21 protein-coding genes, 1 tRNA gene and 3 pseudogenes are annotated in these 24,191 nt (G+C 63.7%); 16 read left to right on the top strand and 9 right to left on the bottom strand.

Features of this window, described 5'->3' with window-relative positions; translation table 11 throughout:
- Positions 1-14: 14 nt before the first annotated feature.
- Positions 15-2,273 (bottom strand): diguanylate cyclase, encoded by a 2,259-nt coding sequence (locus BIO17B3_RS12780; protein WP_156054306.1) that lies wholly within the window; start codon positions 2,271-2,273, stop codon positions 15-17.
- A gap of 365 nt (positions 2,274-2,638) precedes the next feature.
- On the opposite strand from BIO17B3_RS12780, the gene BIO17B3_RS12775 reads away from it, so the two are divergent.
- The 4 genes from BIO17B3_RS12775 (at position 2,639) to parC (ending at position 8,693) form a co-directional block, all read left to right on the top strand.
- Positions 2,639-3,484, top strand: a complete 846-nt coding sequence (locus tag BIO17B3_RS12775; protein ID WP_197737905.1) for a GDSL-type esterase/lipase family protein — start codon at positions 2,639-2,641, stop codon at positions 3,482-3,484.
- Between the two features lie 158 nt (positions 3,485-3,642).
- Complete coding sequence (locus tag BIO17B3_RS12770; RefSeq protein ID WP_013122231.1) at positions 3,643-4,140, top strand: heme-binding protein; 498 nt, start codon at positions 3,643-3,645, stop codon at positions 4,138-4,140.
- A 259-nt stretch (positions 4,141-4,399) separates the two neighbouring features.
- Entirely contained in the window at positions 4,400-6,358 is a 1,959-nt protein-coding gene (locus BIO17B3_RS12765; protein WP_156054305.1) for a DNA topoisomerase IV subunit B, read from the top strand.
- Position 6,359: 1 nt separating this feature from the next.
- On the top strand, positions 6,360-8,693 hold the full coding sequence (gene parC, locus BIO17B3_RS12760) for a DNA topoisomerase IV subunit A (RefSeq protein WP_156054304.1): 2,334 nt from the start codon (positions 6,360-6,362) through the stop codon (positions 8,691-8,693).
- 65 nt (positions 8,694-8,758) lie between these two features.
- On the opposite strand, the gene BIO17B3_RS12755 is transcribed toward parC, so the two are convergent.
- The 4 genes from BIO17B3_RS12755 to BIO17B3_RS12740 form a co-directional block, all read right to left on the bottom strand.
- Entirely contained in the window at positions 8,759-9,295 is a 537-nt protein-coding gene (locus tag BIO17B3_RS12755) for an OmpA family protein (protein ID WP_232054285.1), read from the bottom strand.
- Between the two features lie 75 nt (positions 9,296-9,370).
- Positions 9,371-9,799, bottom strand: a complete 429-nt coding sequence (locus BIO17B3_RS12750; protein WP_156054303.1) for a GNAT family N-acetyltransferase — start codon at positions 9,797-9,799, stop codon at positions 9,371-9,373.
- A gap of 175 nt (positions 9,800-9,974) precedes the next feature.
- The gene (locus BIO17B3_RS12745) at positions 9,975-10,427 is read right to left on the bottom strand and encodes a RidA family protein (RefSeq protein WP_156054302.1); all 453 of its coding nucleotides are present in this window, start codon (positions 10,425-10,427) and stop codon (positions 9,975-9,977) included.
- A 120-nt stretch (positions 10,428-10,547) separates the two neighbouring features.
- The gene (locus BIO17B3_RS12740) at positions 10,548-12,044 is read right to left on the bottom strand and encodes a Do family serine endopeptidase (RefSeq protein ID WP_156054301.1); all 1,497 of its coding nucleotides are present in this window, start codon (positions 12,042-12,044) and stop codon (positions 10,548-10,550) included.
- Positions 12,045-12,173: 129 nt separating this feature from the next.
- Between BIO17B3_RS12740 and BIO17B3_RS12735 the strand changes: the two genes are divergently transcribed.
- The 5 genes from BIO17B3_RS12735 to BIO17B3_RS12715 all read left to right on the top strand — a co-directional run bounded on the left by BIO17B3_RS12735 (position 12,174) and on the right by BIO17B3_RS12715 (position 16,010).
- Entirely contained in the window at positions 12,174-12,950 is a 777-nt protein-coding gene (locus tag BIO17B3_RS12735; RefSeq protein ID WP_156054300.1) for an SIMPL domain-containing protein, read from the top strand.
- A gap of 97 nt (positions 12,951-13,047) precedes the next feature.
- Entirely contained in the window at positions 13,048-13,923 is an 876-nt protein-coding gene (purU, locus tag BIO17B3_RS12730) for a formyltetrahydrofolate deformylase (RefSeq protein ID WP_156054299.1), read from the top strand.
- A gap of 25 nt (positions 13,924-13,948) precedes the next feature.
- On the top strand, positions 13,949-14,401 hold the full coding sequence (locus BIO17B3_RS12725) for a nuclear transport factor 2 family protein (protein ID WP_013122223.1): 453 nt from the start codon (positions 13,949-13,951) through the stop codon (positions 14,399-14,401).
- A 4-nt stretch (positions 14,402-14,405) separates the two neighbouring features.
- A complete protein-coding gene (locus BIO17B3_RS12720) occupies positions 14,406-15,437 on the top strand; it encodes a YheT family hydrolase (RefSeq protein WP_156054298.1) in 1,032 nt (343 codons plus the stop codon).
- A 3-nt stretch (positions 15,438-15,440) separates the two neighbouring features.
- Positions 15,441-16,010: a DUF2946 family protein gene (locus BIO17B3_RS12715; RefSeq protein WP_156054297.1), complete on the top strand. Its 570-nt coding sequence runs from the start codon at positions 15,441-15,443 to the stop codon at positions 16,008-16,010.
- 74 nt (positions 16,011-16,084) lie between these two features.
- Here BIO17B3_RS12715 and BIO17B3_RS12710 read toward each other — a convergent pair whose 3' ends face one another.
- Positions 16,085-16,717, bottom strand: coding sequence for a cytochrome c5 family protein (locus tag BIO17B3_RS12710; RefSeq protein ID WP_156054296.1), 633 nt, complete (start codon positions 16,715-16,717; stop codon positions 16,085-16,087).
- Between the two features lie 304 nt (positions 16,718-17,021).
- Here BIO17B3_RS12710 and BIO17B3_RS12705 point away from each other — a divergent pair.
- From BIO17B3_RS12705 to BIO17B3_RS12670, 7 genes and pseudogenes are all read left to right on the top strand, one after another.
- Positions 17,022-17,097 (top strand) — tRNA-Arg (locus BIO17B3_RS12705).
- Between the two features lie 405 nt (positions 17,098-17,502).
- Positions 17,503-17,613, top strand: a pseudogene (locus BIO17B3_RS12700) (sigma factor-like helix-turn-helix DNA-binding protein); the annotation flags it as partial.
- A gap of 971 nt (positions 17,614-18,584) precedes the next feature.
- Positions 18,585-19,457, top strand: a complete 873-nt coding sequence (locus BIO17B3_RS12690; protein WP_232054226.1) for a chloride channel protein — start codon at positions 18,585-18,587, stop codon at positions 19,455-19,457.
- A 75-nt stretch (positions 19,458-19,532) separates the two neighbouring features.
- Positions 19,533-20,618, top strand: a complete 1,086-nt coding sequence (locus tag BIO17B3_RS12685; protein WP_370512643.1) for an IS630 family transposase — start codon at positions 19,533-19,535, stop codon at positions 20,616-20,618.
- Positions 20,615-21,967, top strand: a pseudogene (istA, locus tag BIO17B3_RS12680) (IS21 family transposase); the annotation flags it as partial. The gene BIO17B3_RS12685 and the pseudogene istA, both read left to right, overlap by 4 nt.
- The gene (gene istB, locus BIO17B3_RS12675; RefSeq protein ID WP_156054295.1) at positions 21,960-22,778 is read left to right on the top strand and encodes an IS21-like element ISThsp2 family helper ATPase IstB; all 819 of its coding nucleotides are present in this window, start codon (positions 21,960-21,962) and stop codon (positions 22,776-22,778) included. The pseudogene istA and the gene istB, both read left to right, overlap by 8 nt.
- Positions 22,779-22,934: 156 nt before the next feature.
- Entirely contained in the window at positions 22,935-23,378 is a 444-nt protein-coding gene (locus BIO17B3_RS12670) for a hypothetical protein (protein ID WP_156054294.1), read from the top strand.
- Between the two features lie 180 nt (positions 23,379-23,558).
- On the opposite strand, the gene BIO17B3_RS12665 is transcribed toward BIO17B3_RS12670, so the two are convergent.
- The 3 genes and pseudogenes from BIO17B3_RS12665 to BIO17B3_RS12655 form a co-directional block, all read right to left on the bottom strand.
- On the bottom strand, positions 23,559-23,813 hold the full coding sequence (locus tag BIO17B3_RS12665) for a DUF2442 domain-containing protein (protein ID WP_156054293.1): 255 nt from the start codon (positions 23,811-23,813) through the stop codon (positions 23,559-23,561).
- Positions 23,797-24,036, bottom strand: a complete 240-nt coding sequence (locus BIO17B3_RS12660) for a DUF4160 domain-containing protein (protein WP_156054292.1) — start codon at positions 24,034-24,036, stop codon at positions 23,797-23,799. Before BIO17B3_RS12660 ends, BIO17B3_RS12665 begins: the two co-directional genes overlap by 17 nt.
- A gap of 9 nt (positions 24,037-24,045) precedes the next feature.
- Positions 24,046-24,183: pseudogene (locus BIO17B3_RS12655) on the bottom strand (tyrosine-type recombinase/integrase); the annotation flags it as partial.
- Between the last annotated feature and the right edge of the window lie 8 nt (positions 24,184-24,191).

Here is a 24,191-nt window from a genome sequence, read left to right as displayed (position 1 = left end):
TCGAGCGCCCCGCCTTACACCGGCGCCGGGGCTTCACCCGTCCAGATTTCCACCCGGTTGCGTCCGGCTTGTTTGGCGCGGTAGAGCGCCTGGTCGGCGCGGTCGAGCAATTCGTCGGCGTCCATCAGGGTGGACGTGGGAAGGAACTCGGCAATGCCGATGCTGGTGGTCAGCGTCAAGCCATCAGGCGCGCTCGAGGGCAGGCAGCTGGCTTCCTGAATGGACAGCCGCAGGCGCTGCGCCACATCGAACGCGACCTGCCGCGTGGTCTGCGGCAGCAGAATGGCGAACTCATCGCCCCCCAGCCGTCCACACAGATCGGGCCCGCGCAACTGCTGCATGCAGGTTTGCGCAAAACAGCGAATGACAGCGTCGCCCACCTGATGGCCGAAGCGGTCGTTGATCTGTTTGAAACGGTCGATGTCCAGCGCCAGCACCACGAACGGGCTGCCCTCACGCTGCGCGCGGCGCAGCTCCAGTGCGGCGCGGGCCAGAAAGTAGCGGCGGTTCGGAATGCCGGTGAGCGTGTCGGTGTAGGCCAGATTGCGCAATTCGCTTTCGCGCGCCTTGGCCTCGGTGATGTCCTTGAAGGCGAAGATCAGCGCGTCGTCGTCGCGGTAACGCCCTCGGGTGACCGACAGCAGCAGCCAGACCTCGGTGCCGTCGAACCGACGGAATTGGGCCTCCACGCCGCGCACGATGCCGCCTTCGCGTTGCAGCCGAGCCAGCAGTTGATCGCGATCGACCGAGTCGCCCCAAAGAGGCCGCATCGACTGCCCGGCGTGCTCCGCATACGAGCCGCGGAACAGACTGTCGGCGACCTTGTTGGAAAACAGCAGCGCCGCGTCGCTGGTGCGGGTGATGACCAGCGGCACCGGCGACTCTTCCGCGAGGAAGCGAAAGCGCTGCTCGTCTTCGCTGAGTTGCTGCTGCAACTGCTTGATGGCGGTGATGTCCTGCATGCTGGTGACCACGCCCACGATCTGGCGACTGACCGCGTCACGCACCAGCGCCTTGTTCAAAATCCACACCGTGGGCTCATGATCGGGATGCAGATAAGGCGCTTCGCGCGTGACCTGCAGGCTGCCGGAGAGCAACTCGCTGTCCATGTCTTCCCAAATGCGGCCCAGCGTCGTGCCGAGAATCTGCGTTCCGGTACGGCCGTGAATTTCCGGGCCGCTGAGCCCGACGAGCAGGTTGAAGGCGACGTTCACCCGGGTGAACCGCCCCTGCGGATCGCTGAACGCCACCGGGTTGGGCAGGGCGTTGAGCAGCGATTCCTGAAACCGCAACTGCGCTTGTGTGGTGGCCTGGCTGATCTGCAGCGCGGCGGTGCGACGGTTGACCTTTTTTTCCAGCGTGGCATTGATGTCGCGCACCTGCTTGATCGCAGCGGTGCGCTCGTTGGCCAGCAATCCGGCGAGCAGCATGGCGCTGGCGAACGCCAGCAAAATGATCTGCATGGACATGAAGCGGTCGCTGCCCAGCATGCTGTACATCGGGCCATGCTGCAGCACGGTCGCCGTCACGATCAGCAGGCTGATGACCGCGCTCAAGGCGGCGGAAACCGCCAGCGGCAGGCGCATCGCCGACCACAGCAGCGGCAACATGACCAAGCTCGCCAACCCGATGGGCAGCGCGCTCTGGCCGACTGGCATGAGATAGACCAGCAGAGTGCCGATCACCGCGAGCGCCGGCAGCCACACCATTTCCCCGTTGAACGCCGCCCGCAAGGTCTGCAGCGACGCCCGGCGCAGCAGTTCGGCGGCGGGGGTGAGCACCACGATGCTGGCCATATCGGTCACCCACCATTGCACGCCCAGATCGGGCGAAACGGGGGTCTGGCCAAAACCGAAGGTGGCCGCGGCAGCGGCCCCCACGGCCGCAGAGACCCCCGCGCCGATTACGCCCATGGCGCCGATGAACCAGAGACCGTCGGCCGTCGTCTCGAAACCCTGCCAGCGCGCGCGTCGCCGCAGCAGCCACAGACCGAGCAGCGGCCCGAGGACGTCGCCCGCCGCGATCAAGGCACTGGCCTGCAGTCCCCAGCCCAACAGCATGTAGTCGCTCACCCAGGACGCGAGCGCGATGGCCGGCACCATCGACGGCCCGCGCGCAATCAGGCCGAAGGCCGCAACGGCGGCAGAAGGCCACAGAATGAGCTCGCTCGACCGCACCCCGAGCACCAGCCAGGCCACCAGGATGTAACACGCAGCGAGGCCCACTGACCAGAACAGCCAGCGAATCACGGAGCGGGTGGAAACGGAGCACATGAGGGCGTTGCAGAGCAGGGTCAGTGAGTCAAAGTTTCAGGGCAGAAAACGACATTTCATGAAGAGAAAAACATCCCAAAAAATCGGTCGATAATTGTCAGCAAAGAACCAAACTTGTTGACAATCCAGACAAACTGGAGAAATCAACGAAAGATAAGCATTATTCCTGCACCAGATTCGCTAACGGCTCTGGCTTGACTGGATTCTCTGGAAGTTGCGCCGCCCTGTCCGTGAAATCCGTCACGTTGTCGGCCCCTAGCCTCTCACGCAGCGCTAAGAATTGTTGAAAATTGCGCACTGCTTCACGAAGTCAGCACCGTAAGCGCGGCGTTTCTCTGGCTGTTTCTCTTACTGAACCCTCTCCCATGCCTCCACTGCCCGACCCCGAACCGTCCTTCTCGTCGCCTGCGATGCAGCGTCGTTTACTGCTGAGGGCCGCGGCAGGTACGCTTTTGTTCAGCCCGTGGCTGAAAGCCGCCCAGGCGCGAGCCGCAGTCAATCTGGCCGCGACGCCCATCGGCCGCATGGATCTGCCGTGGTGGCGCAAGCGCTTTGAAGCGTCGCTGCAACAGGTGCGCCGCAGCCAGCCAGAACTCGTCTGGCTGGGCGACTCCATCACCGAGAACTGGGAGCGCAGCAGCCCGCAGCCCTGGGCCGACTACCAGCCCATCTGGCAACGCGAATACGGACGCTACCAGCCGCTCAATCTCGGCTTCATCGGCGATACCACCTCCAGTGTGTTGTGGCGACTCGATCACGGGCAGGTGCAGGGGCTGTCTCCGAAGGTCTGCATTCTGCTGATCGGCGCCAACAATCTGGGACGGCCGCACTGGGGCGCACACCTGACCGTGCCGGGCATCGAGGCAGTGGTGGACAAGGTGCACCAGTTGCTGCCGCACACCGCGGTGCTGCTGCTCGGCGTGCTGCCCAGCAAGCGCTCGGCCTGGATCAGCGCCGAAACCCTCAAGATCAACGCCGCGCTGGCACAGCGTTATGCCCACAGCCCCTTTGTGACCTTCCTGAATGTCGGCCATGTGCTGCTCGACGCCCAAGGCCAGCCCGATCCCGCGCTCTATCTCGAAGGGCACGAGGCGCATCAAACCGTGCTGCTCCACCCGGATGCGCAAGGCATGCAACGCATCGCCCAGGCGATCGCGCCCACGCTGGACAAACTCATGACAGACGCGCCGGACCGTCCCAAGAGTCCATAGTGCCCAGAACAGAGAGCCGAGCGAAGCGAAGGGTTTCGGGGTGGGCTGGTGGCTCGCTAAATCAGCCTTCCTGCCCGCAGGCAAAGCGGCTTTTGCTGTGCCATACTGCGTCACGCACACTGCCTGCCCATCCCCAAAAAAATTCTGCAGGAGACAACATGAAAGCTTCCCTTCGTTTACCCGCGGCGCTCGGTCTGTGCGCCTTGCTGTCCGCACCCGCCTTCGCGGCCGAGCCGCTCACCGTCACGGTCCACCGACTTACCCTTGAGACCGCCGAGCGCATCGCGCAGGGCGCCATCAAGACCTGCCGCGCCAAGGGCTTGCAGGTCAGCGTGACCGTGGTCGATCGCAACGGCATCGTGCAGGCCACGCTGCGCGACACCCTGGCCCCGCCGGTCTCACTGGCCATCAGTCGGCAAAAGGCCTACACCGCCGCCATGTTCGGCATCAAAGGCACCGCCATGGGGCCGCAAGCCGCCTCGCCCCTGGCGCTGCTGGGCGACGGCCTGGCCTTCACCGCGGGTTCCGTGCCGATCGAAGCCGGGGGCCGGATGTACGGCGCCGTGGGCGTGAGCGGCGCGCCGGACGGCAAGGTCGACGAGGAATGCGCCCAGGCCGGACTCGACGCGGTGTTGCCCGATCTGGAAATGCAGTAAGGGCCTGCGCGTCCCCTCGCGTTTCCCGTTGCCCTTCCCTGGTTTTCCCTACTCGCGCCCCTGCCTACAATCCTCACTCAGTTCTGCGCGACCTCGCGCCGCGCAGAACTGACCGACACAACGGCCTGCCTTTTTTTTGGGCAGCCCGATCAACCCGCATGAAATCAGGGCTTTCCGCCCATCCGGTGTGACATTTTCCCCAGCCGCTGGGGATAACTGGGCACCGGTGGCACCCCTGTGGATAATTTTCCGATCCTCCATGGCCAGTCGCCGACCTCCCGCCTATTCCGAATCGTCCATCCGCGTGCTCAAGGGCCTGGAGCCCGTGCGCCAGCGGCCGGGCATGTACACCCGCACCGACAACCCGCTGCACATCGTGCAGGAAGTCATCGACAACAGCGCTGACGAAGCCCTGGGCGGATACTGCCAGCACATCGCCGTTACGCTGCACACCGACGGCAGCATCAGCGTGGAAGACGACGGTCGCGGCATCCCCTTCGGTCTGCACCCGGAAGAGAACGCGCCGGTGGTCGAGCTGGTGTTCACCCGGCTGCATGCAGGGGGCAAGTTCGACAAGCTGCAGGGCGGCGCCTACAGCTTCTCGGGCGGCTTGCACGGCGTGGGCGTTTCGGTCACGAATGCACTGGCGGCAAGGCTGGAGGTCACCGTCTGGCGCGACGGCCAGGTGGCGCATCTGGTGTTTTCAGGTGGCGACGTCATCGAGCCGCTGACGGTGCGCAAGGCCGCACGCGATGAGCGCAGAAGCGGCACCCGTGTGCGCGTCTGGCCCGATGCCAAATACTTCGACAGCCCGCATCTTCCGCTGGCCGAACTCACCCATCTGCTGCGCAGTAAGGCAGTGCTGCTGCCCGGGGTGAAGGTCGATCTGATCCAGGAGAAAACCGGCGACACCACGCACTGGGAATATGCCCGCGGACTACGCGACTATCTGCTCAGCAGTCTGCCCGCCGAGCCCTACATCGACCTGTTCGAAGGCGAGCACTACGCCAGCGCTTCAGAACAGGAGAGTTTCGCCGAAGGCGAAGGTGCGGCCTGGTGCGTGGCCTTCACCGAAGAGGGCGCGGTGCTGCGCGAGTCTTACGTCAACCTCATTCCCACCCCGGCCGGCGGCACGCACGAAGCCGGCTTGCGCGAGGGGCTGTTCCAGGCGGTGAAGGGTTTCATCGAGCTACACAACCTGCAGCCCAAGGGCGTGAAACTGCTGCCCGAAGACCTGTTCGCGCGGGCGTCCTTCGTGCTTTCCGCGCGGGTGCTCGATCCGCAGTTCCAGGGCCAGATCAAGGAAAAGCTCAATAGCCGCGATGCGCTGCGCCTGGTCGGCCAGGCCGTGCGGCCCACGCTCGAACTCTGGTTGCACGAGCGGGTCGATCAGGGCAAGAAGCTCGCTGAACTGGTCATCCGCCAGGCGCAGAGCCGCCTGCGCGCGGCGCAGAAAGTGGAGAAGAAAAAGGGCTCGGGCGTGGCCGTGCTGCCGGGCAAACTGACCGACTGCGAAAGCCGCGATACCGAACGCAACGAACTCTTTCTGGTAGAGGGCGATTCCGCCGGAGGCTCGGCAAAGATGGGCCGCGACAAGGAGTTCCAGGCCGTGCTGCCGCTGCGCGGCAAAGTGCTCAATTCCTGGGAGGTCGAACGCGACCGGCTGTTTGCCAACACCGAGATCCACGACATCGCCGTGGCCATCGGCGTCGATCCGCACGGCAAGGACGACTCGCCGGACCTGTGCAACCTGCGTTACGGCAAGATCTGCATTCTGAGCGACGCCGACGTGGACGGCTCGCACATCCAGGTGCTGCTGCTCACCCTGTTCTTCCGCCATTTTCCCAAGCTCATCGAGCGCGGTCATGTCTGCGTGGCCCGCCCCCCGCTCTACCGCCTCGACGCGCCCGCGCGCGGCAAGAAACCGGCGCAGAAGATCTACGTGCTCGACGACGCCGAACTGCAGGCCGCACAAGACAAACTGCGCAAGGACGGCCTGAAGGACGGCGCCTGGCAGATTTCGCGCTTCAAGGGCCTGGGCGAAATGAGCGCCGAGCAACTCTGGGACACCACCCTCAACCCCGACACCCGCCGTCTGTACCGCGTGCGGCCCGACGACGCAGAAGCTCTGTTCCATCAGCTCATGGGCAAAGGTGAAGCCCAGGCGCGCCGCGGGCTGATGGAGGAATACGGCGACCAGATCGAAGTGGACATCTGATATGAGCGAACAAGCCACCCTCGAATTCGACAACCGGCCTGAGGACGACACCGACTCGCTGGCGCTGGGCGACTATGCCCGCCGCGCCTATCTCGACTACGCCATTTCCGTGGTCAAGGGCCGCGCCCTGCCCGATGTGTGCGACGGTCTGAAGCCGGTGCAGCGGCGCATTCTCTACGCCATGTGGCGCATGGGGCTGGCGTTCGATGCCAAGCCGGTCAAATCGGCGCGCGTGGTGGGCGACGTGCTCGGCCGCTTTCACCCGCATGGCGACCAGGCCGCCTACGACGCCCTGGTGCGGCTGTCGCAGAACTTCGCGCAGCGCTATCCGCTGATCGACGGTCAGGGCAACTTCGGCTCGCGCGACGGCGACGGCGCCGCCGCCATGCGCTACACCGAAGCGCGCCTGGCGCCCATCGCCCGGCTGCTGCTCAGCGAGATCGATGCGGGCACCGCCGACTTCATTCCCAACTACGACGGCTCGACCACCGAGCCCCGGCTGCTGCCCGCGCGGCTGCCTTTCGTGCTGCTCAATGGTGCCAGCGGCATCGCCGTGGGCATGGCCACCGAGATTCCGGCCCACAACCTGCGCGAGGTCGCCAGCGCCTGCGTCGCCCTGCTCAAAAATCCCCGCCTCGAACTCGCCGACGCCCTGGCGCTGATGCCCGGACCCGACTTCGCCACCGGAGGCCAGCTCATCTCCAGCCCGCAGGACATCACCGCCGCCTATGCCGTCGGCCGTGGCAGCCTGAAGGTGCGCGCCCGCTGGACGGTGGAAGAACTCGCACGCGGCCAATGGCAACTGGTGATCAACGAACTGCCGCACGGCACCAGCACACAAATGGTGCTCGAAGAAATCGAGGAGCTCAGCAACCCCAAAATCCGCCCTGGCAAGAAGGCGCTGGCGCCCGAGCAGATCGCACTGAAAGCCACCCTGCTGAACCTGCTCGATACGGTGCGCGACGAGTCGGGCCGCGAAGCCGCGGTGCGGCTGGTGTTCGAGCCGCGCAGCTCGCGCATCGATCAGGCCGAATTCGTCAACACCCTGCTCGCCCGCACCAGCCTCGAGACCAGCGTGCCGATCAATCTGGTGATGATCGGCACCGACGGCAAGCCGCGCCAGAAGGGGCTGATGGACATTCTGCGCGAGTGGGTTGCCTACCGCCGCGACACGGTGCAGCGTCGTTCAAAGCATCGCCTGGAACAGGTGGACGCGCGCATCCACATCCTCGAAGGGCGGCAGCAGGTGCTGCTCAATCTCGACGAGGTGATCGACACCATCCGCAACAGCGACGACCCCAGGCCGGCGCTGATGGCGCGCTTCGATCTCACCGACTTGCAGGCCGACGACATTCTCGACATGCGGCTGCGCCAGCTCGCAAGGCTGGAAGCCATCCGCATCGACAAGGAACTCGCCGCCCAGCGCACTGAAGCCGCCGAGCTGCAAAAACTGCTCGCCGACGAAAAAGCCATGACCCGGCGGATCATCAGCGAAATCGAGGCCGACGCCAAACAGTTCGGCGACGACCGCCGCACCCTCATCCAGGCCGAGCAACGCGCCGTGGCCGAGGTCAAGGTGGTCGATGAACCCGTCACCGTCATCGTGTCGCAAAAAGGCTGGCTGCGCACGCAGAAAGGCCACGGCCTGGTGCTGTCCGCCCTCACCTTCAAGCCGGGCGATGCGCTCTACGCCACGTTCGAATGCCGCAGCGTCGATCCGCTCGTCGTGCTCGGCAGCGACGGCAGGGTTTATTCCATCGAGGTCGCCGACCTGCCCGGCGGGCGCGGCGACGGCCAGCCCGTCACCTCTTTCATCGAACTCGCACCGGGCACCCAGGCCCTGCATTACCTCGCGGGCGCCCGCACCACGGCGCTGCTGCTGTGGACGGCGCAGGGCTTCGGCTTTGTCACCCACATCAGCGATGCCCAGAGCCGCCAACGCGCGGGCAAGACCTTCGTCACCCTCGAAGACGGCGACGCCCTGCAGCGCCCGCTGGTGCTCGACACCGACGCCGACGGCAGCCCTGTCGGGCGTCTGGCCACGCTCAGCGCAGACGGCCGCCTGCTGCTCTATCCGGCCGCAGAAGTCAAAACTCTGGCCCGCGGCGGAAGGGGCATCACCCTGATGGCGCTCGACGCCAAGGAAACCCTGCAAAGCGTGGCGCAGTTGGCCGCCGAGCGCGACGCCCTGCTCGTGAGCGGCAAGGGTCGTGGCGGAACGGAACGCAGCGCCACACTCAGCGCCGCACAGCAAACCGCTTATGTCGGCAAACGCGCCCGGCGCGGTCGCAAGCTCGAGGTGACGTTCAAGCCGGACCGCTTGAGCCGCGCGTAAAACAGAACGCCAACAAAAACGCCCTGCACAAAGGCAGGGCGTTTTTGCGTTGTCGTGCGGCGGTTTTACTTCACCACCACCTCTACCCGGCGAGCTTCGACGCCGCTGGCGCCGCCCGTCGTTTCCGCCGGTTTTTCGAGGGTGATGCGATCAACCGGCACGCCTTGCGCCACCAGCGCATCGCGCACCGCGAAAGCGCGCTTCTTCGCCAACTCGGCATTCAGCGCCGCGGAACCCGTCGCGTCGTGATAGCCGCTAATCACCACCGAGTGCCCTTGCGCCACGGCCTCGGCAACTTGCTTGAGCGCGGCATCAGCGCCCGCCGCCAGATCGGCCTTGCCACTGGCGAAGTAGAACTTGACCACCCCGTTTTCCACCACCACGCGAGCGCCATCGGCCTCTGCATTCATCGGTTGCGGCATCGAGGTCGCCAGCATGGGGGCGGACGGCGCGGAAGCTGTGGCCGGTGCGGCTGCGGCCTGCCCTTGCGCCCCGCCGCCATCTTTGATGGCCACGCCGACAATCACCGCCACCGTCGCGAGCACGGTCGCCAGAACCACGCCGACAATGGGAACGTAGTTGTCATCATCCTGAAAAAACATGCCGATTCCTCCCTGAACCGTGAAAGTGCCGCAACCCGGTACGGCAAACCGGCAGCATTCTAGTTTCCTTGACGCTCAGTCCGGCACGCGCAGCTCGAACAGGTGCTGCACCTTGGTCTGGGCAAAACCCAGACGCAAATAGAACTGATGGGTGCGCAGGCGCTCGGCGCGGCTGCGGACTTGCAACACGGCCAGTCCCTGCGAGCGCGTCCAGTCGATGGCGCGGCGCACCAGCTCCGCTCCCAGGCCTTCGCTGCGGTGCGCCTCGTCCACCACCAGCCCGGCAATTTCGGCGCAGAGCCCGGACTCCAGATGCAGCACTTTGAGCACATGCGTCCAGGCCACCACTCGCCCTTGCACTTCGGCCACAAACACCGCGTGATCGGCTGATGGCAAGATGAGTGCAAGCCGCTCCCGCATGAGGGCCGCGGTGGCGGGATAGCCCAGTTGACCCGACAGTGCGGCGAGCGCCTCGGCGTCGCCCAGCTCGGCTTTGCGTATCACCTCAGAGGGTGTGAATGAATCCGGCGTGACCGAGCAGCGCGTCCAAACGCCCCCGGTCAAGACGCAAAGCACAGCCGTGCCCGTCGGCACGGCGCTCAATTACGACACCGAGTGCAACGCCGAACGGGGGTGTTTGGGCGCGAGGAGCGGACGTGGCGGATTTGTTCACACCCTCTCACACCTCGGCGATCAATTCGATTTCCACTGCGGCGCCCATCGGCAACTGCGCCACGCCAAACGCGCTGCGGGCATGCGCGCCGCGCTCGCCGAACACCTGCGCGATCAGCTCCGACGCGCCGTTGATCACCAGATGATGTTCGGTGTAGCCGGGCGCCGAGTTCACCAGCCCCAGCAGTTTCACCACGCGCTTGACCCGCTCCAGATCACCCACTGCGGCCTGCAGCGTGCCCAGCAGGTCGACGGCGATGGCCCGCGCTGCTTCCTTGGCGGTGGCTGTGTCCATATCGGTGCCCAGTTGACCGACCCACACCTTGCCCTCCTTTTTCGCAATATGGCCTGAAAGAAACACCAGATTGCCGGTCTGCACAAACGGCACATAGGCAGCGGCGGGGGTGGAAACCGGTGGCAGGCTGATGCCCAGATTCTTGAGGTTTTGTGCGATCGACATGAAATTCTCCAATCCAAAAAGCTCAGTGTAGAACCAGCTCGCGACACGACCGCGCATAAAAAAGCGGGGCCAGCGGCCCCGCGAAACACTGCTTGGAGGAAAGGAAGTTGAGGAAAGATTTCAGCCGACCTGTACCGGCACGAAGATGCGGTTGCTGCCGCGCTGAATCAGCAAGGCCACCGATTTGCCCGCACTCTTCAGGATGCCACGCACCTGATCGATGCTGCTGACCGACTTGCCGTCGACCGCGATCAGAATGTCGCCAGGCTGGATGCCGGCCTGTTCCGCCGGGCCGCTGACGCCCTCGACCAACAGACCATGCGACACGCCGGCCTGCTGCTCTTCATTGGCGTTGAGCGGGCGCACCACCAGACCCAGCCCGCCGTGATCGCCCTGCGCGCCCGGGCTGGCCGAAGCGAGGGTCACGTTGTCACTGAAGTTGCCCAGAACGGCGGTGATGGTCTGCTGCTTGTGATCGTGCCAAACGCCCAGGGTCACTTTGCTGCCGGGCTCGGACAGGCCGATCATCATCGGCAGATCGGCCGAATCGTTCACCGGCTGGCCGTTCACGCTGAGAATGATGTCGCCCGGCTGGAGACCGGCCTTGGATGCCGGGCTGTCTTTCTCGACCTGCGCGACCAGCGCACCGCGAGGGGTCTGCAGACCGAAGGAAGTGGCCAGACTTTGCGACACGGTCTGCACCGCAATACCCAGCCGTGCGTGCTGCACCTTGCCATGCTCGATGATCTGCTTGGCCACGCGCTCGGCCACGTTGATCGGGATGGCGAATGACAGCCCTTCAAACGCGCCGGTCTGCGTGAAGATCTGCGAGTTGATGCCGACCACTTCACCCTTGGTGTTGAACAGCGGCCCGCCCGAGTTGCCGGGGTTCACCGCCACGTCGGTCTGAATGAAGGGCACCATGCTGTCGTCGGGCAGCGAGCGGCTCTTGGCGCTCACAATTCCCGCGGTCACCGTGTTGTAGAAGCCGTAGGGCGAACCGATGGCCAGCACCCAGTCACCCGGCTCCAGATTGGACGGGTTGCCCAGCCGCACCGTGGGCAGATTGGTCGCCGGAATCTTGATCACCGCGATGTCGGTCTTGGTGTCGTAGCCCAGCACCTTGGCCTTGTAAGTGCGATGGTCGGTGAGGGTCACACGCACCGAGCTGGCGCCCTTGACGACGTGCGCGTTGGTCAGAATCAGCCCGTCGGAGCTGATGATGAAGCCCGAGCCCAGCCCTTCGGTCGGCACTTCCTGCTGCTGACCGTTGTTGAATTGCTGGAAGAAGCGGAAAAACGGATCGTTCTGGAACTGCTTGGGAATCTGTTGCTGCTGCACCGTTTCCTTGGTTTCGCCCTTCACATTGATGTGCACCACCGCCGAACCGTAGGCCTTGACGATGGAAGCGAAGTTCGGCGCGTTCACCGCCACATTGGTCGCTGGTGCGGCCGGCGGATTGTTGAATAGCGGCACGACCTTGTGGTTCATTTCAACCTGCGGCGCTGTCTCGGCATAGCTGAACTGATAGGCCATGGTGCCGGCTCCGGCGATGATGCCCGCTGCCGCCAGTGCGGCCCAGAGTTTTGACGAAACCTTCGATTTTTTGCTTTGCATGACTGCCTCCGAAACGATTCAAACGAGTTGCGATGGTGGAATGTTCGCTGCCTTGCCTTAGACTCGGCTTAAGGGTTTGCGTCTGGGGTCTGCGCCAGTCGCGTCCGATCTTTGTCTGCGAGAAAAACCATGTCATCACGTCCTGTTTCGCGTCCAGTTTCACCCGTCGCCGGCCTATGGCTCGCCAGCCTTCTGTTCTGCGTGTTCTGCTCTGCCGCGCAGGCGCAGTCCCTTGCGCAGCCCACCCCGGGAGTCGTCGCGGGGGTGGTCGCTGGGGTGGTCGATCTGCAGGCCACGGCGCAGGTCGAAGTGGTGCCCGACCTCGCGGTGATGACTCTGGCCGTGGAACGCAACGGGGCTGACCCGGCCAACCTCACCGCGCAAGTCAGCAAGTCGCTCGAAGCGGCCTTGAAGCAGGCCCGCACCGTGCCCGACATCGAGGCCAGCAGTGGGGCGTTCACCACCCAGCCACGCTGGAAAACGGTGAACAATCAGTCGCAACGCGACGGCTGGACGGTGCGCGCCGGACTGGTGCTCAAGTCGCACGACTTTGCCGCTTTGGGCAAGATGGTCGGGCAACTGGCGCAGCAGGGCTTCATGATCGAATCCAACGGCTTCGAACTCTCCAAGGCCCTGCGCGACCGCGAGGAAACCGCACTGATCGATTCGGCCATTGCACGCTTCAAGTCCAAGGCCGCTACGGCGGCGCGTGCGCTGGGCTACGGCAGCTACACCCTGCGCACCCTGAGCATCGAACCCACGCAGGGACAACTACCGCAGCCCCGCCCCATGATGATGCGCGCCGCCGCGCCCATGGCCGAAGAGCAAGCACCCGCCGTACCCCTGGCCACAGGGCGTACCCCGCTGCAGCTCACGGTGCAGGGATCGGTACAGCTCACTCGCTAATACGCCGCCTCTATTTCCGCCTCTAGTTCTCTCTTCGCTTCCGGGCCCCTAAAATCGCGGGCTTGCCCTTCTTTGCTGCCGTCCCGCACGGCCCGGTATGCCTCACACCCCGCCAGAATTCGTTCTCACCCTCTCGTGCCCGGACGCACCAGGCATCGTGCATTCGGTCTCCGGCCTGCTCTATCAGGCGGGTTGCAACATCATGGATTCGCAGCAATACGGTGACGCCGACACCGGGCTGTTTTTCATGCGGGTGCACTTCTCCGCCCCGGAACATCTACAAGACGCTTCCCAGCTCGCGCTGTTGTTCGGCGATGTGCGCAAGCGCTTCGACATGCAGGCTCAGTTTCACGATCTGCGCATTCGCCCCAAGGTCGTCATCGCCGTCAGTCAGTACGGCCATTGCCTCAACGATCTGCTCTACCGCTGGAAGGCCGGGCAACTGGCGATGGACATCGCCGCCGTCGTCTCCAATCACACCACTTTCGCCGATCTGACGCGCAGCTACGGCATCGAGTTTCACCATCTTCCGCTGAAGGCCGGAGAAGCCGCCGAAACCAAGCGGGCGCAGGAACAGGCCCTCTTCGGCGTGATGCAACAAAGCGGCGCGGCGCTGCTGGTGCTCGCGCGCTATATGCAGATTTTGAGCGCTGAGTTCTGCGCCCAGCTCGAAGGCCGAGCCATCAACATCCACCACTCTTTCCTGCCCAGCTTCAAGGGCGCGCGCCCCTACGCGCAGGCCTATGCGCGCGGGGTCAAGCTCATTGGCGCCACGGCGCATTACGTCACCGCCGATCTCGACGAAGGCCCCATCATCGAGCAGGACGTCGAACGCGTCGACCACACCATGAGTGCGGCCGACCTCACCGCCGTCGGCCAGGATGTGGAGAGCGTCGTGCTCGCGCGCGCCGTGCGCTGGCAGGTGGAGCATCGCATTCTGCGCAACGGCCACAAAACCGTGGTGTTCCGCTGACCCGACACAACGACCGAGACCCATCATGCCGCGCCGCAAGCTCCCGCCCCAAACCCCCTGGACCAACTCGCCCGATGATGTCGAAGCCGCGTTCTACGAGGCCCTTTCCAGCGGCAATCTCGACGCGCTGATGGCCCTGTGGTCGGAAGAAGACGAGATCTGCTGCATTCATCCCGGCGGCCAACGGCTGGACGGTCAGGCAGCGATACGCGAGGGCTTCGCGCAACTGTTTGTCAACGGCGGCTTGCAGATCAATGCCGAGGTACAGCACCGTTGGCACAGCATGACCAGCGCCGCGCACAGCGTGGTCGAACGCGTGCCGCTCGATGTGGACGGCCAGCCGCAATGGGGCTTCGTGCTCGCCACCAATCTGTTCGTCCAGACCGCCGCCGGGTGGCGCATCGTGCTGCACCACGCCAGCCCCGGCGCGCCGCAGGCGCCGCTGGCCGCCATGGCGCCGACCGACGTCCTGCACTGAGAGGGTGTCGACGAATAGCGTCCCGCTCGGCCTCCTTACCCGCACCGTGTCTTCGACCAAGGCCGCAACTCCCTATACCGCACCGCTTTGGCTGCCCGGCGGGCAGTTGCAGACGGTGGTGCCTGCACTGATCTCACGTCCCGGCGCGCGTCGCCCCGCGTTGCGCCGCGAACGCTGGACGGCGCCCGACGGCGACTTCATCGACGTGGACTGGCTGGACGCCCCGTTCGGCCCTTCCGCCCCCCTGCTGGTACTGTTCCACGGGCTAGAAGGTTCGTCGCAGAGCCACTACGCACAGGCGATCCTCGCCGCCTGCGCCCAGGTCGGCTGGCAATGCGCCGTGCCGCACTTCCGGGGCTGCTCGGGCGAAGACAACTGCGCGCCACGCGCCTATCACTCCGGCGATTTCACCGAGATCGACTGGATACTCCAGAGATTCGCCAAGGCCCGCCCGCGCGCGCCCTTGTACGCCGCAGGCGTGTCGCTGGGCGGCAATGCGCTCTTGCGCTGGGCGCAGGAACAGGGCGCGGCCGCCAGCCAGCGGGTACGCGCCGTGGCGGCCGTCAGCGCTCCGCTCGATCTGGCCGCCGGAGGCCGCGCCATCGCCACCGGCATGAGTTACCAGATCTACACCCGGCTTTTTCTGCGCACCCTCAAGCCCAAGGCCCTGCGCATGATCGCGCGTCACCACGGGCTGGCCGATCCGCAGCGCGTGCGGCGTGCGCGCAATCTAGGCGAGTTCGACGATGCCTTCACCGCCCCCATCCACGGCTTCCGCGATGCGGCCGATTATTGGGAGCGCGCTTCCAGCAAACCGCATCTGCGCGAGCTTCGCGTCCCCACCCTTATTCTCAACGCGCGCAACGACCCCTTCCAGCCCGCCGCCGTGCTACCCGTTGCCAGCGCCGTCTCAGATTGGGTGCGACTTGAGCAGCCCGCCCACGGCGGCCACGTCGGCTTTGCTCAAGGCAGCCTGCCCGGGCATCTCGACTGGCTGCCCCAGCGTCTGCTGCACTTTTTCCAACACGGAAATTAACCCATGGACAGCGCGGTACTCCAAGCCATGTCACGCTGGCCCAGCGTGCCACGCTGCACCGGCTGGCTGGCCCTCGACCAGCGCGGCCAATGGTGGATGCGCAATCACGCTGGCCCCACCACCTGGCCTCGCGATGCAAAGGGGCGACTGGACAAAACCGACGCCGGCCCCGTCCTGCACGCGGGCCTGGCCGCTTTCATCGGCCGCAACTACACCGTCGATGCCACCGGCGCGTGGTACTTCCAGAACGGCCCGCAGCGGGTCGATGTCAGCCTGGAAGCCACGCCGTGGATCATCCGCCTGCATCACAATGCCAGAGCGGGCGCACTTTGGAGCACGCATACCGACCAGGCTTGCAAGGTCGAATCCCTCTGGCTGGATGATCGGGGTCAGGTGTGGCTGCGCACCGACCTCGGCCCCGGCCTGCTGCACAGCGCCGACATGGCCCTGCTCGCCGACCATCTCGATGCCCCGGGCACACAACTCTGCCTGCCCAACGCCGCCCCCCTGACCATCGGCCACTTCACCGAGTCGCCTGCTGAGTTCTTCGGTTTTCGGCCCGATCCCCCCTGAAGTTGGCGACAAAAAAGCCCGCAGATCGCGGGCTTTTTGTCACTACGAAGGCGGGGAGCCCCCCCCTTCGACACTTACTTCGACTGAGCCACCATATAGTCCACAGCGGCCTTCACGTCATCATCGCTTGCCGAAGAACCGCCCTTGGGCGGCATCACGCCGAGCTTGCCCGTATAACCATGAATCGCACGGTCATACAACACCGCGTCGCCCTGTGCAATGATCGGCGCCCAGGCTGCCTTGTCGCCCACCTTGGGTGCGCCCGCCACACCCGCACCGTGGCAGGCGATACAGGTGGATTCGTACAAGCCCTTGCCGTCCACCTTGGTCGCCGCAACCGGCACCGCGGCACCGCTGCTTGAGCCCGCCGGCGTTGTCGCTGCAGCAGAAGCCGCAGGCGCCGCAGCGGCTGTGGTCATCGAGGCCGCATTCTGCTGTGCCGCAGCCTGACTGCTGGCCGCGACTGCGGCAGAGCCCACCGGAGCAACCCGCGCATCCACCTCAGCCGTCGCCAGCGCCTCCGAACCCGCCGGTGGCTGGCTGCTGCTGCCGATGTAAAACGCAATCAACAGCAACAAGACGATAGGAACAATGAAGCCGACGCCCATCACCATCAGAATCTTGCGCAGAGTCGGCGCAAAAGGCAGATCAGACACATCGTCGGAACTGGAAGAAGCGGAATGGGAATTCGAGTGCGGTGCGCTCATAGCGGTCGAGTGTAAAAAGTGGAAATCTGAAAAATTGCAGACGACATGATATGCGTTGCTCACGATCCCTCGACGGGGTCAACCCCAACACCGCCCGCCAGAGGCCCTGAATTTGATTCGCATCATATTCAGAAACATTCTGTAGTGCGACATACCGTCGCCCCCTGTCGACCGAACCTCAAGTCAAATTCAAGTCAAATCTGCAGGCAGCCAAAGCAGAAGCCCTCCTGACATTACGGCCGCGACAGCCCCCGATCAGGTTAAGATGTTGCGTTGCACGGAAGTCACAACGCACCTTCCGCCTGCGCCCGTAGCTCAGTGGATAGAGTATTGGCCTCCGAAGCCAAGGGTCGCTGGTTCGATCCCAGCCGGGCGCACCAATAAAACAAAAGAAAAACAAGAACTTATAGAACAAGCCCACACCCACGCCGTGGGATTGTTTTCTTCCAAAACGGGGTTTAGGGGGAATAAATTCCCCCTAGATTCCCCCAAAATTCCCCCAAACCGTCCCGTACTCTGTCCCCCAGGATTCCCCCACGGCTTCACGGCTAGCGCTTGCACTGCCACCATGCCACAGCCCTGCCGGGCGGCCTGCACCGTCTCACCACAGCCCTGCGCAAACGCGCGGATACCCGATCTGCTGCTGCTAGTCACCACTGATGGCCTGGCCTGTTCGTGCCGAATGAAAATTGACCCACTTTTGAAGGTTATGCCGACGCAAAATTGACCCGGGTGTTCCACCTACCCTGCTGCTTTTTTAGGCACGGGGGGCAGGAGTGATCACCATGGACATGATTGGCAAGATCCGGCGGATGCATTTCCGCCAGAACAAATCCGTTCGAGAGATTGCCCGCAGTACGGGGCTGTCGCGCAACACGGTGCGTACCTGGCTACGCCAGCCNTGGCGATCGGGCACGAGAGCGCACCGCCGATGAGCACGAACCAGGCGAAGTCGGGGTTCTGCTTGGTGAGGAACCAGCCGGAAAAATCGAGCAGCATGGCGATGAACGGCGTGATGACCGAAATGGCCTTGATCTGGCTGTGCACCCTTGTTTGCAAAAACAGCCAGCCGGCCACCCAGAAAATCAGCCCCAGCATGGTCAGGTGCACCATGCCGGTCATCAGCATCGAGTTGTACGACATGCCGGTGTCGACCTTGGCCACCGCGTTCACGTCTTCATACGAAGCCAGCGGCGGGTTGTGCAGTTGTTTGCTCATGGCCACGCTGTGGCACATCAGGCAGTGTTGCGCGAGGATGGGCTTGATCTCGGTCTCGTAGCCGGCCTTGGTCTGCCCGCCGACCACCCAGGTGTCGATGGTCTTCTGCAGTTGCGGCCACTGCTCTTTCGGCACGCCCGCGTTGGTGAGCATGGTGGGCAGCACGGTTTGCAGCTTGCTGCTGTCGCGGTTGCCGTAGTACGAAATCTGGATGTCCTTGAGGGTCACCCCAGTCTTGCCGTCCAGACCGGCGTGGGTGACGTAGAGATAGGCTTCGGCACAGAGCAAGCCGATGCAGACCAGAAAAATGAAGCCGGTATGCAGCAGTTTTTCCGGCACGGTGAGCAGATGAAGGGAACGCATAGGTAAGGCTTTCTCGCAAGGTGTCAGCGGTTGTGAACGCGTCTGTGTTTTAACTTTTGTCAAAAATGCGGGGTTATCCTAGTGCGTAAAAACCCTTAAGTGCAATGCCTGAGTTGCACGAAGGGACACAGGCAACGTTCTGTTTCTATTGAGATTTACCCCGTGCAGTATGGTGACGAGTTGCGCGCCATTACGCTTTGTCTGCTTTGCCGCTTCATCCGTACGCGTATTCCAGAGGCCTTGCTCTTCATGGCCAGTGCGCGCCGTCCCGCTATTCTTGTTCCCTATGCATGCTCGTTACCGCCCCGCTGCGATTTGGCGACTCACACGAAAAGAACTTCGCAGATCGTGGCTGAATTACGGCGTGCTCTGGGTGGGGGCGATCCTGGTGGGGTTGGCAGCGGTGCAGTTCGCCAATTGGACCAACGATGTGCTGGCGATTTTTCTCGGCTGGATCGACGGCCGGGCGTGGCTGGCCCTGCTCATCACCCCGGCGTTGACCGGCGGCGCGGTATGGATGACCCGCAAATGGTTCAGCGGCAGTGAGGGCAGCGGCATTCCGCAGGTGATTGCGGCGCTGCATGGCCAGCCAGACCCCACCCGCATCCGCCGCCTGTTCGGTCTGCGCATCTTGATCGGCAAGATCGGTCTCGGGCTGCTGGGCATGCTGGGCGGCCTGACGCTGGGCCGCGAGGGGCCGACGGTGCATATCGGCGCGTCCATCATGTACGAGATGCGGCGGTTCTATCCCCGTGTGTCGCTGCGCATGGAGCGCCTGTTGCTACTCGCGGGCTCGGCGGCGGGTCTGTCGGGTGCGTTCAACACCCCGCTGGCCGGGATTTTGTTTGCCATCGAGGAGCTCACCCGCAGCTTCGAGGTGCGAACCAACGGCGTGCTCATCACCAGCATCGTGTTCTCCGGCCTGGTCTCTTTGGCGCTGGCGGGCAACTATCTGTATTTCGGCCAGATCACCGCGCCGGACATTTTTCCGCTGGCCTTCGTCTTGCCGGTGGTCATCGCCGCGGTGGTCTGCGGTCTGGCCGGGGCGGCGTTCAATCTGGCCTTGCTCAAACAGGTGCGCTGGATTCCTGCGAAGGTGCTTGCTTGGCGCGAGCGCTCGCCGCTGGCGTGGGGCGCGGGGCTGGGCCTGCTAGTGTAGTGTTTGATTCTTGAGTGAACTTAATTGAGTTGCTTGTCTCCAATGTTTTACTACGGTTTGCATTGGAGAGAGCAAGTGCGCGTTGCCCCGGCGATTGAATTGACCACCGAGCAGGAAAGCGAGCTGACGCGGCTGGCGCGTTCCAAGCGCACCAGCGTGCGACTGGCGCAGCGCGCGCGCATCGTGCTGCTGGCCGCCAAGGGCGTTCAGAACAAGGAGATCGCCGAGCAGCTTGGTATCGGTCGCGTGCAGGTCGCGCGCTGGCGCGAGCGCTATCTGCAAGCGGGGCTGCAAGGCATCGAGCGCGACCTGCCACGTGGCGCGCCGCCGGTCAAGGTGGACGCAGCCAAGCTGGTGGAGCTGACCACGCAAAGCACGCCCGAGACCGCCACGCACTGGAGCACACGCAAGATGGGTGAGGTTCTGGGCGTCAGTGCGAGCACTGTCATGCGGCATTGGCAGGCGCACGGTCTGAAGCCTCATATCGTGCGTGGCTTCAAGGTCTCGCGCGATCCGAAATTCGTCGAGAAGCTCGAAGACATCGTGGGGCTGTACATGTCCCCGCCCGAGCATGCGCTGGTGCTGTGCTGTGACGAGAAGAGCCAGGTCCAGGCGCTGGACCGCACGCAGCCGGGCTTGCCCATGAAGAGGGGCCGTGCGGCCACCATGACGCACGACTACAAGCGCAATGGCACGACCACGCTGTTTGCCGCACTCAACGTGCTTGACGGCCAGGTCATCGGCCAGTGCCAGCAGCACCATACCCACGTTGAATGGTTGAAGTTCTTGCGCCAGATCGACCGCGAGACGCCCAAGGACAAGACGCTGCATCTGATCGCCGACAACTACGCCACACACAAGCACCCGGCTGTGCAGGAGTGGCTGGCCAAGCACCCCAGGTTCAACATGCACTTCACGCCCACCTCTGCGTCGTGGCTGAACATGGTCGAGAGATTCTTCCGCGACATCACCACCGAGCGGCTGCGCCGCGGGGTGTTCACCAGCGTGCCCGAACTCGTGGCTGCCATCGACGAATACGTCGCACATCACAACGTCAACCCCAAGCCGTTCATCTGGACCAAGAGCGCTCGCGACATCCTGCAGAAGGTCATTCGCGCGAATAGACGCTTAAGTTCCAAACAGAATGGAACACTACACTAGCGCCCTATGTGGAGTGGCTCCGGCAGGCCGTGGCCATTGATGCGCAGCGTCCTAAAGCGCAGCGGCGCACGGCCAGGGCATTGCATGCCGAGTTGAAGCGACAAGGCTATGACGGCGCCTACAGCCGCGTCACCGATTTACTGCGCGCCTGGCGACAGGCCGATGGCACGAGCCCTGTGCACGCCTTCGTGCCCTTGACGTTTGCGCTGGGCGAAGCCTTCCAGTTCGACTGGAGTGAAGAGAGCATGGTGGTGGGCGGCGTGCCGTACCGCGTGCAGGTTGCCCACGTCAAGCTGTGCGCCAGCCGTGCCTTCTGGCTGGGGGCCTATCCCAGCCAAGGTCACGAGATGCTGTTTGACGCCCATACCCAGGGGTTTGCCGCCTTCGGCGGAGTGCCGCATCGCGGCATCTATGACAACATGAAGACAGCCGTCGACAAAGTGCACCCGCGCAAGAAGCGCGACGTCAACGCGCGCTTTGCGGCGATGTGCAGCCACGACCTGTTCGACCCCGACTTCTGCAACGTCGCTTCCGGTTGGGAGAAGGGGGTGGTGGAGAAGAACGTCCAGGACAGCAGGCGACGTGTGTGGATTGAGGCCCTGTCGACGCCCTGGCGCTCCTTTGCCGAACTCAACGCCTGGCTGGCCATGCGCTGCCGGGCCTTGTGGCAGGAGATCTTCCATCCCGAGTTCAGCCAGTTCACCGTGGCCGAGATGCTCGAGCACGAGCAGCCCCACCTCATGCCCATGCCTACAGCGTTCGACGGCTATGTGGACAACACGGTCAAGGTCAGCAGCACCTGTCTGGTGGCCATGGCCGGCAATCGTTACTCCGTGCCCTGTGAACTCGCCGGGCGGCGGGTGAGCACCCGGGTGTATCCCACCGAGGTGGTCGTGGCGCATGACGGCGTGTGTGTGGCCCGCCATGCCCGGCTGGCCAACCGGGGGCTGACCACCTACGACTGGCAGCACTATGTGCCGCTGATTCAACGCAAACCCGGGGCGTTGCGCAACGGCGCGCCGTTTGCCGATCTGCCCAAGCCCTTGCAGCAACTGCGCCAGGCGCTGCTGCGGCAAGACGGGGGCGACCGGCTCATGGCCCAGGTGCTGGCTCTGGTGCCCGCATCCGGGCTGGAGGCGGTGCTGGTGGCCGCCGATCTGGTGTTGGAGGCGACGGCCCCCTCCGGGCGCATCAGCGTGGAACACGTTGTCAACGTCATGGGACGGCTGCAAACCGGCCCCCAGCCTGCGGAGGTCACCACGGTCTTGACGATGGCCGATCCACCCCGCGCCGACACGGCCCGCTATGACCGCCTGCGCGTGACTGACGAGGAGCGTGATCATGCGTGAGGTCATTGCGGAACTCAAGGCGTTGCGGCTGCACGGCATGGCCGGTGCCTGGGCCGATTTGCAAGGTCTGGGGACGAACGCCAGGCTGGATGTCGCGCAGTGGCTCGTTGAGCATTTGCTGCAGGCTGAGCAGGAAGATCGCGCCGTGCGCTCGGTGCGTCATCAGATCCTCTCGGCCCGCTTCCCGGTGCACCGCGATCTGGCGGGGTTTGACTTTGATGCCTCAAGGGTCGATCGCAAGCTGGTGGGGCAACTCGCCAGCATGGCCTTTACCGAAGCCGCGCACAACGTCGTGCTGGTGGGCGGGCCCGGCACGGGTAAGTCGCACCTTGGAACGGCCATCGGCGTGGCGGGCATCACGCAGCACGGCAAGCGGGTGCGGTTTTACTCCACCGTCGATCGGGTCAACGCGCTGGAGCAGGAGAAGGCGCAGGGCAAAGCCGGGCGGATTGCAGCAAGCCTCTTGCGCATGGACTTGGTCATTCTCGATGAACTGGGGTATCTCCCCTTCAGTCAGGCGGGCGGGGCTTTGTTGTTCCATCTGCTGTCCAAGCTCTACGAACACACCAGCGTGCTGATCACGACCAATCTGGCCTTCGGCGAGTGGTCTAGCGTGTTCATCGATGCGAAGATGACCACGGCTTTGCTCGACCGGCTCACACACCACTGCCACATTCTGGAAACCGGTAACGAGAGCTACCGCTTCCGTCACAGCACGGAAACCGCCAAGACCCGCATCAAGGCGCGGGAGCAAAGGCGTTCGGGCACAGCACAGGCACCCCAGCCCGCTGAGCCCGAGACACCGCTTTGACCCCCACAAGCCCTTGGGGCAAGCCGCTCTGGGCTACGCCCGGCGCAGCTTGCCCCAAGGATCCAAACCCACCAACCAGGAGCCAACCCCACGCAAAAACCGTAGACTTATCCACACCCGACTGCGACGCAGTCGGCCTTAGACCCCGGGTCAAAATTGAATCGGCACGGTGGGTCAAAATTCCATCGGCACGAACAAGTCGCGGCGCTCATCGGAAGAATTCGCATCGACGACGCGCGGTCTTATCTTGCCGAGGTTGCACCAACGGTGACGCGGCTGCTGGAGGAAATTGATTCCGAGTTGAGGCAAGTCTGGGAGGGGGAACTGCGCCAGCAGGGCGAGCGCGGTATCACGCACAGGGTCGGCGATTTGCTCTGGCGAGAAAAGGTCGGATGGGCAATATGCTTGGAAGATGTGCCATCAAAATCAGGCCAGTCTGTAAAGGTCCGGCTGCGAGGCAAGGAAACGAATGTGATGAACGGCTTCTACGTCAATGTTTCTGATCTGACCAACCGGAACACTCTGCTGGCTGGCAAGATTCTGCAGCTTCGTCAGGTAGTTTCCACCAGGATGGAAAAACAGATGCACCAGCCAACATAGCGTGACCACGCAGCAACCCGCAGGAGTGCTATCTAATCAAGGTACCCGATTTCCTGTACGTCAACCGTCCGCCAGGAGACGACGAACATCCTGCGGAGCTTGTCGGTCTTGGACATACTGGCCTCGCACTGGCCCGGATCATTCCCATGATCACCACGGGCATATGATGAGGAACCATCATTATGCTGTCGCGGCATGATGATGGGTGAGATCCCCCACACCGGCAAGCAGCCCCTCGATGGAGATGTCTTCATCGAGTTCTTCCCAATGCAAGCCGCGCGTGCTGAGTGTGTAGGCTGCGCGTTGGGCGGGCGTGGCGTGCAGCAGGCGCGGAAACCAGGCCAGGGGCACACCCAGCACGCGGCCATCGGAGAGCTGCACCTGCATGCTGTCGTCGTTGAAGATGACGGATTGCGCTCTAACCAAAGTGTTCATTCCAGGCCCTTTCGATGTCTTCAACGTGGATCTCGATCACTTCGACAAGTCCACGCAGGGTTTTGGCATCAAAGCCGTCGTTATAGGCCAGGCGCACCGGGTGAATCCAGAACTTGGCGTCGATGCCGTCCTTGACGGCGTGAATGTGCACCGGCTCACGCGGGTTGCCTTCATTCGAATAGAACAGAAAGCGAAATCCTTGGTGGCGAAAAACGACAGGCATGTCACGATGCTATCCCAACTTCTTCGCCAGCTTTTCGGCTTCAATATGCGTGTAGCGTTTGAGCATGCTCAGGCTCTTGTGGCCGGTCATGCTGGCCACCTCCATGACGCCCAGACCTTTCTCAAACAGCCTGCTTGTCGCCTCATGGTGTTGAT

Source organism: Thiomonas sp. OC7 (assembly GCF_900634595.1).
GTDB lineage: Bacteria > Pseudomonadota > Gammaproteobacteria > Burkholderiales > Burkholderiaceae_C > Thiomonas > Thiomonas arsenitoxydans.
This window is presented reverse-complemented; position numbering and strand designations above follow the sequence as displayed.

Excerpts from the sequence above, each read along its gene's own strand:
- parC (WP_156054304.1), top strand. The coding sequence starts at position 6,360 with ATGAGCGAACAAGCCACCCTCGAATTCGACAACCGGCCTGAGGACGAC.
- BIO17B3_RS12710 (WP_156054296.1), bottom strand. The coding sequence starts at position 16,717 with ATGAGCGCACCGCACTCGAATTCCCATTCCGCTTCTTCCAGTTCCGAC.
- BIO17B3_RS12765 (WP_156054305.1), top strand. The coding sequence starts at position 4,400 with ATGGCCAGTCGCCGACCTCCCGCCTATTCCGAATCGTCCATCCGCGTG.
- BIO17B3_RS12735 (WP_156054300.1), top strand. The coding sequence starts at position 12,174 with ATGTCATCACGTCCTGTTTCGCGTCCAGTTTCACCCGTCGCCGGCCTA.
- BIO17B3_RS12770 (WP_013122231.1), top strand. The coding sequence starts at position 3,643 with ATGAAAGCTTCCCTTCGTTTACCCGCGGCGCTCGGTCTGTGCGCCTTG.
- BIO17B3_RS12660 (WP_156054292.1), bottom strand. The coding sequence starts at position 24,036 with ATGCCTGTCGTTTTTCGCCACCAAGGATTTCGCTTTCTGTTCTATTCG.
- istB (WP_156054295.1), top strand. The coding sequence starts at position 21,960 with ATGCGTGAGGTCATTGCGGAACTCAAGGCGTTGCGGCTGCACGGCATG.
- BIO17B3_RS12775 (WP_197737905.1), top strand. The coding sequence starts at position 2,639 with ATGCCTCCACTGCCCGACCCCGAACCGTCCTTCTCGTCGCCTGCGATG.
- BIO17B3_RS12665 (WP_156054293.1), bottom strand. The coding sequence starts at position 23,813 with ATGAACACTTTGGTTAGAGCGCAATCCGTCATCTTCAACGACGACAGC.
- BIO17B3_RS12715 (WP_156054297.1), top strand. The coding sequence starts at position 15,441 with ATGGACAGCGCGGTACTCCAAGCCATGTCACGCTGGCCCAGCGTGCCA.
- BIO17B3_RS12690 (WP_232054226.1), top strand. The coding sequence starts at position 18,585 with ATGCATGCTCGTTACCGCCCCGCTGCGATTTGGCGACTCACACGAAAA.
- BIO17B3_RS12745 (WP_156054302.1), bottom strand. The coding sequence starts at position 10,427 with ATGTCGATCGCACAAAACCTCAAGAATCTGGGCATCAGCCTGCCACCG.
- purU (WP_156054299.1), top strand. The coding sequence starts at position 13,048 with ATGCCTCACACCCCGCCAGAATTCGTTCTCACCCTCTCGTGCCCGGAC.
- BIO17B3_RS12740 (WP_156054301.1), bottom strand. The coding sequence starts at position 12,044 with ATGCAAAGCAAAAAATCGAAGGTTTCGTCAAAACTCTGGGCCGCACTG.
- BIO17B3_RS12780 (WP_156054306.1), bottom strand. The coding sequence starts at position 2,273 with ATGTGCTCCGTTTCCACCCGCTCCGTGATTCGCTGGCTGTTCTGGTCA.
- BIO17B3_RS12725 (WP_013122223.1), top strand. The coding sequence starts at position 13,949 with ATGCCGCGCCGCAAGCTCCCGCCCCAAACCCCCTGGACCAACTCGCCC.
- BIO17B3_RS12755 (WP_232054285.1), bottom strand. The coding sequence starts at position 9,295 with ATGTTTTTTCAGGATGATGACAACTACGTTCCCATTGTCGGCGTGGTT.